The sequence below is a fragment of the Kitasatospora sp. NPDC093558 genome, from assembly GCF_040683475.1.
Classification (GTDB): domain Bacteria; phylum Actinomycetota; class Actinomycetes; order Streptomycetales; family Streptomycetaceae; genus Kitasatospora.
In genome coordinates, this window is record NZ_JBFBDY010001212.1 from 1 (window position 1) to 1,333 (window position 1,333).

Here is a 1,333-nt window from a genome sequence, read left to right on the forward strand (position 1 = left end):
GGCCCCCCGGGCCTGACGCTGGCCGCCGTGGCGCGGGAGGTGGGTCTGGTGCCCGGCACGCTCGTACAGCGGTTCGGCTCGAAGCGGGGGCTCCTCCTCGCGCTCGCGCAGCAGTCGGCGAAGGACGCCGCCGAGCTGCCCGCCCGGGTGCGGGAGCGCCACGGGTCGGCGCTCGCGGCGCTGACGGCCCTGCTGGTGGAGTCGACGGCGTCGATGGCCGCGCCCGAGACCTTCGCCAACCACCTGGCGTTCCTGTGCCTGGACCTCGCCGACCCGGAGCTCCACGAGCACGCCCGCGCCGTCCACCTCGCCCAGCGCCGGGCCGTCGAGGCCCTGCTGGCGGAGGCGGCCGGGGCGGGCGAGCTCAGGGCCGGGACAGACGTCTGCGCCCTCGCCGGTTCCGTGCAGGCGATCGCCGCCGGCGCGGGCCTGAACTGGGCGCTCGACCGCGAGGGGACGCTCCCTCAGCGGCTCCGCCGGGAGATCGACGCGCTCCTGGACCCGTACACCGCACTCCCCCGCCACCCGCAAGCCCCGGAGGAATCATGACGATCGACAGCCGGCCACTGGCCGGACGCGTGGCCCTGGTCGCCGGCGGCACCCGGGGCGGGGGCCGGGGCATCGCCGTCGAACTGGGCGGCGCCGGCGCGACGGTGTACGTCACCGGCCGCAGCACGACGGGCACCCGCTCGGACCTGGACCGCCCGGAGACCATCGAGGAGACAGCCGAACGCATCACCGCGGCGGGCGGCCTGGGCATCCCCGTCCGCACCGACCACAGCAGTGCGGACGAGGTCCGGGCCCTGGTCGACCGGATCACGGCCGAGCAGGACGGGCGGCTCGACGTCCTGGTCAACTCCGTCTGGGGCGGCGATCCGCTCGTCGACTGGGAACACCCGCTGTGGGAGCAGGACTTGGAGACGGGGCTGCGGCTGCTGCGCCAGGCGGTGGAGACCCACGTGATCACCAGCCGGTTCGCGCTCCCGCTGATGGTCGCGCGCAGGAGCGGCCTCGTCGTCGAGGTCACGGACGGCAACACCGCCCGCTTCCGCGGCTCGTTCTTCTACGACCTCGCCAAGTCCGCGGTGATCCGCCTCGCCGTCGCCCAGGCCGCCGAGCTCAAGCCGCACGGCGTCGCGGCCGTGGCCCTCACCCCGGGATTCCTGCGTTCGGAGGCCGTGCTGGAGCACTTCGGCGTCACCGAGGCCACCTGGCGCGACGGCGTGGCGGCGGACCCGCACTTCGCCCACTCCGAGACCCCGGCCTACCTGGGCCGGGCGGTGGCGGCGCTCGCCGGAGACCCCGACGTCATCGCCAAGACCGGTCGGGCGCT

The 1,333-nt window shown here is 75.6% G+C and carries 2 protein-coding genes; both read left to right on the forward strand.

Features of this window, described 5'->3' with window-relative positions; all coding sequences use genetic code 11:
* On the forward strand, nucleotides 1-549 hold a 549-nt coding region (locus tag AB0O00_RS39820; RefSeq protein WP_363659550.1), incomplete at its 5' end, for a TetR family transcriptional regulator.
* Nucleotides 546-1,333 (forward strand): SDR family oxidoreductase (locus tag AB0O00_RS39825; RefSeq protein WP_363659551.1); only part of this gene is annotated, 788 nt, incomplete at its 3' end. The genes AB0O00_RS39820 and AB0O00_RS39825, both read left to right, overlap by 4 nt.